The sequence below is a fragment of the Streptomyces sp. NPDC059957 genome (assembly GCF_042730015.1).
Taxonomy (GTDB): domain Bacteria; phylum Actinomycetota; class Actinomycetes; order Streptomycetales; family Streptomycetaceae; genus Streptomyces.
Map to the genome: position 1 here is coordinate 72,990 of NZ_JBHWMB010000038.1, position 4,350 is coordinate 77,339.

6 protein-coding genes are annotated in these 4,350 nt (G+C 69.1%); 2 read left to right on the forward strand and 4 right to left on the reverse strand.

Features of this window, described 5'->3' with window-relative positions; genetic code table 11:
• The 3 genes from ACFWBW_RS24770 to ACFWBW_RS24780 form a co-directional block, all read right to left on the reverse strand.
• Positions 1-301: hypothetical protein (locus ACFWBW_RS24770; RefSeq protein ID WP_385376119.1), on the reverse strand; the 301-nt coding region annotated here is incomplete at its 3' end.
• The gene (locus ACFWBW_RS24775; protein ID WP_385376122.1) at positions 294-911 is read right to left on the reverse strand and encodes a hypothetical protein; all 618 of its coding nucleotides are present in this window, start codon (positions 909-911) and stop codon (positions 294-296) included. The genes ACFWBW_RS24775 and ACFWBW_RS24770, both read right to left, overlap by 8 nt.
• Positions 901-1,551: a TetR/AcrR family transcriptional regulator gene (locus tag ACFWBW_RS24780; RefSeq protein ID WP_385376125.1), complete on the reverse strand. Its 651-nt coding sequence runs from the start codon at positions 1,549-1,551 to the stop codon at positions 901-903. Before ACFWBW_RS24780 ends, ACFWBW_RS24775 begins: the two co-directional genes overlap by 11 nt.
• Positions 1,552-1,606: 55 nt before the next feature.
• On the opposite strand from ACFWBW_RS24780, the gene ACFWBW_RS24785 reads away from it, so the two are divergent.
• Positions 1,607-1,969: a hypothetical protein gene (locus tag ACFWBW_RS24785; RefSeq protein ID WP_385376128.1), complete on the forward strand. Its 363-nt coding sequence runs from the start codon at positions 1,607-1,609 to the stop codon at positions 1,967-1,969.
• A gap of 123 nt (positions 1,970-2,092) precedes the next feature.
• Here the strand turns inward: ACFWBW_RS24785 and ACFWBW_RS24790 are convergent, their stop codons facing one another.
• On the reverse strand, positions 2,093-2,644 hold the full coding sequence (locus ACFWBW_RS24790; RefSeq protein ID WP_385376130.1) for a hypothetical protein: 552 nt from the start codon (positions 2,642-2,644) through the stop codon (positions 2,093-2,095).
• Between the two features lie 110 nt (positions 2,645-2,754).
• Here ACFWBW_RS24790 and ACFWBW_RS24795 point away from each other — a divergent pair, with 110 nt between their 5' ends.
• The gene (locus tag ACFWBW_RS24795) at positions 2,755-3,033 is read left to right on the forward strand and encodes a hypothetical protein (protein WP_385376133.1); all 279 of its coding nucleotides are present in this window, start codon (positions 2,755-2,757) and stop codon (positions 3,031-3,033) included.
• Positions 3,034-4,350 lie beyond the last annotated feature (1,317 nt).

Genomic DNA, 4,350 nt, shown 5'->3' on the forward strand with positions numbered 1-4,350 from the left:
TGTTGAGTGCGGCCCAGGGGGAGCGAGTGCCCGTTGCCGGTCCTGCGCCTGTTGGGGTGGGGACGGCTGCGGGGGGGAGTTGGCCGTCCGCGCCCACGAGCGCGGTACGGCGGGCCCCGTCGAGGCCGGCGTGGGTGCGCAGGATGGCCCGGAACCAGTGGTTGCGTACGGGGGCCGAGCCGCCGCAGATCCAGGAGACGGCGGGCTCCCGGGCGAATGCGGCGGCCAGCAGCTCGGCGCAGGCGGCCGGGTCGGGGTTGGTGTCGATCCGCCAGGAACGCTCGGCTCCGGTCTCAGTCATTCCGCCTCCGCTCCAGCGGCGCCTCGGGCACGAGGTGGCAGACGAGCAGCTTGAGGAAGAACAGCGGCGCGAACCAGGCGAGCGCGGCGGGCACCGGCAGCCAGAACAGGTTGATCAGGACGGCCGCCATCAACAGGGCCATCGCCACCGGACGTCTGAGGTGCACGGGCGCGAATTCGACGAGCACCGCCCCGCCGAGCAGCAGCGCGGCGTTGGTCAGCGTCCAGGCGAGGTCACCGGACAGGACGACCAGCCCCATCGCGGCGAGGTGTATCAGATGCGCGGAGACGAACAGCAGCCGGGCGCGCCTGGCCCCGGGGTCGGCCCGGTGGTACCAACGCTTCGCGGCGTTGGTGGCGTTGGTGAGCACTCCGCCGATCAGGTCGAGCCCGGCCAGGGCGACCACGACGAGTTGCGCGGTGGACCAGTCGCGTGTGGTCCCCGAGGTCCACAGGCCGGCGGCCAGGAGGAGGGCGCAGCCGAGGAGGCCGAGGGTCTCCACCACGGACTCGGAACGGGACTTGCCGGGGCCCATGAACCGCTCCAGGCGTCCCGCGAGGCCGGGCGGGGTAGCCGGAATCTCCCAGGAGATCCGCAGGTCAGCGCGCATCGGTCGGGTCCTCTCCGGCAGCTGTGGCGACCGAGGTGACTGCCCCGTCCCACAAGCCGCGCAGCAGGCGCCACAGTTGTGCCGAGGCCTCGTCTTCGGAGAAGTCCGCGGCTCCGGCGAGGGGCTCGGTCGTCATGCGGGCCAAGGCCCAGGCGTCGGCGGCCCGGATGACCGCCGCGGTTACCGACACCAGCAGTCCATGGTCCACGTCGGTACGGATCACTCCGAGCCGCTGCCCGTCCGTGACCAGGGCGCCGAACCAGTCGAGCCACAGGCCCGCGTGGGTACGCCCGATGGCGGCGTCGGCGAGGGCCAGGTCCTCCGGGTTGTCCCGCAGGTGGACGGCGAGGGCGGCGGAGCCGGCGGCGAACCGGGACCGGAAGTCGGCCTTGTCACGGGCCGGGACCCAGGGGCCCAGGGCGTCGAGCAGTCGCTCGAGCACCCCATCGAGGACCGCGGCGAGCAGGTCCTCGCGGCCGTCGAAGTAGTGGTAGGCGGCGGTCTTGGAGACCCCCGCAGCTTCGATGATCTTGTTGTAGGAGGCGCCTTCGGTGCCGTGTTCGGCGAAGTGCCGGCGCGCCACCCCCAGGATGAGCTCCCGGCGCTCTGCGGGCAGGCGATCGAAACGGGGAAGAGGCATGACCGCACAGTACCACTGGGGTGTACCACCAGTACACCCCAGTGGTACACCTATCTTGGGGGCGGATCGGGCAGCTGTCGGAGCAGGCTTCGGCACGCCGCATCGGGTAACAGCCGCCTCCACACCTGACCACAAGCCGGCCACCTTCACGCTCCTGCTCGGCTTCGCCCAGCAGCGCACCGGCCGTCGGCCCGTCCGGCTGAGCATCGCCGACCTGGACGCGCCGGCCATCGGGGCGTTCCTCCAGCACCTGGAAACCGTACGCGGCAACACTGCCGTGACTCGCAACGCACGCCTGGCCGCGCTCCGTTCGTTCCTCCGCTACGCGGCCCTGCGGGCCCCCGAGCGCGCGGAGGTGATCCAGTGCGTCCTGGCGATCCCGCCCAAACGCTTCGACCGTCCATCGTCAACTGCCTGACCGCGGCGGAGGCCGACGTCCTGGTCGCCGCCCCGGACCGCGCCACCTGGACCGGACGCCGTGACCACGCCATGCTGCTGACCGGCGTTCACACCGGACTGCGGGTCAGTGAACTGACCGGCCTCACTCTCCAGGGCATCCGCCTGAGTACGGGCCCTCATCTGAGCTGTCACGGCAAGGGCCGCAAGGACCGGTGCACCCTCTGACCAGCAGCAGGTGCAGGTCGGCGGTGACGCGGTCGAACGCGGCGCCCATTCGACGGCGCCCGTAGACCTTCACCGCGCCGCAGGGGCCTGCGTAGTTGACCCAGTCGAACGGCACGGTCGCCGCGTTCAGCAGCCGGGCGAACACCTTGCTCGCCCCACGGGGAAGCCGTCCGAAGACGCGCACCAGGACCCGCAGCGCCCGGACGGTCATGTAGCCGAAGAGCATGTGCCACAGCAACTGCTGATTGGTCCAGCGGGTGCCGTGGGTGGGCCTTGCGAGGTCCGCCTCGGAGGCGGCGTCGAGCCGGCGGTGGAAGGTCGGCCGGGCGCGCTCGTAGTCGTCATGTATGGCTTGCCGATCCATCGGATGGGTATCCGCCATGGCCTGCCGGCTTTCGGTCGCGACTCCCGGATTCCGCCGGGCTGTGATGATTCCCGCTTCGGCGTCTGGTAATCGGTGCTTGGTCATGGATCGCCCTGCCGGGGTGGTCGGCCCAGCGATGGGCAAGCCGTGCGGGGGCGCCGTGACTAGGCTTGAGGCAGAGCGCGGATCTGGGCGATCGGCGAGAGGCGGCACCGATGAGACGACGCCATCACTTCCACATCGAGTACGCGGGGCACTCGGTCAGTGCCACCGTCCAGAGCGGCCACACGCCCGTGGTGCATGTCCTCGTCGACGGCAAGGAGACCGGGTACGCCACGACGCGCGATGATCACCCCGTCACCGTGCACGTAGAGCTGCCCACAGATCCGCCGACCCCCGTGTCCGTGCGCGCAACGCCGGGTCCCGGCTTGCCGCGCTGCATTCTGGAGGCGCGAGGAGCCGAGGATCATGTGATGTCGCCCCGCCCTTACTGAGGGGCCGGCCGGCCGGCCCGGGTCGCCGCTCGCGGCCCGGGCCCGCGGGTGTCAGTGGCGGCGCTCGTTCCACACGGTGACGACTGGGGGAGGGGCCCCTGTCTGTGGTGGCTGTTGCTGGATAGTCACCTGCGGAGCGAAGATCACAGCCACCTTGTGAAGTGATCACCGGTAAGTGAGTACCGTCCTCTACCTCGAGCCGATGTGGGTCGAGGGGCGCGCACCGGGTCGCAGAGGCCCCCAAGCGTGGTGTGCACCCGGACACCGTTCCACTGCGCAGGACTGAGGAGGCGTGTACGACGCGGGCGTGCTGCTGCGGCAGGCCTCTTTTCGGGAGCCGCAAGGATCGACGGCTCGAAGAATTGTCCTCCAATTTTTCGGGGTGATCTGAAGGGAGCGGCGGATCAGGGGGCGCCATGCGTTAGCGTGGCAAGCGTTGATGGCGAGCCCCCGTGCTGGTTCGTGCTGACTTTTGAGGCGCAGTAGGGGTAAACGTGCAGGTCAGAGCGATTTCATGAGGTTCCTGCACACCTTTTTTGACGCATCCCGTAGCATGAATGCTCCTTCGAGAACAAACATGCAGGTCAAGCGCTTGGGCCTCGCCTCTAGGCGGGGCCCTCCTGCATCCCGGTGCTGATCTGGTGCTGACCTCCCATCACCCGTCATCACCCCTGAGAACCTCAACCGTGCTGGGCTGGTGCTGACTTGGACGAGCCTTGATGGCTGCGGCGGTGTGTCGGCAAGCGGAGCGACCAAGATCGGACCGGCGAACTGGCGAGATCGGTCTGAGCGGTGACAGGCATGGGCGGTAGGTGCAAGTCCGCCACCGCAGACCGATGCGGTCCGATCCCTGCGGGAGCGGTATGCCTGGGTGGCACGATTCCGCCTGGCTTCAGGCCGTGCATCGTCCGGACTGGAATTGTGTAGCCGGGGAACACGCCCGGGGTGCCGAGGAGCCTGTGTGCGCTTAATTACGGCCGCGTGCCCTCCCTCGGCCCGTGACGTGTCGGCCGAGTGTGAAAGCGGGCCTCTCATCATCTTGGCGGTGCCGACGGGGATTGCGGACTGCCGGCGGTCGGCTCGTCTCATCGACTAACCTGCCCAACCCGCGACCTTCAGATCTCCCGCGAAGACGGGCCACATCACAACGCGAAGAGCGAGAGGCCGGAGAGCGACGGTTCGCGAGCACCCGATGGATGGGAACCACCGCGGCCGGGCCTATGAGCTCGTAACAGGATCTTGGTGAGATGTCCTGGTCAGCCGTGACCGGTGTGACGATTCGGCCGTTCGGGATGGTGTGAGTACTCGGCCGTGGAT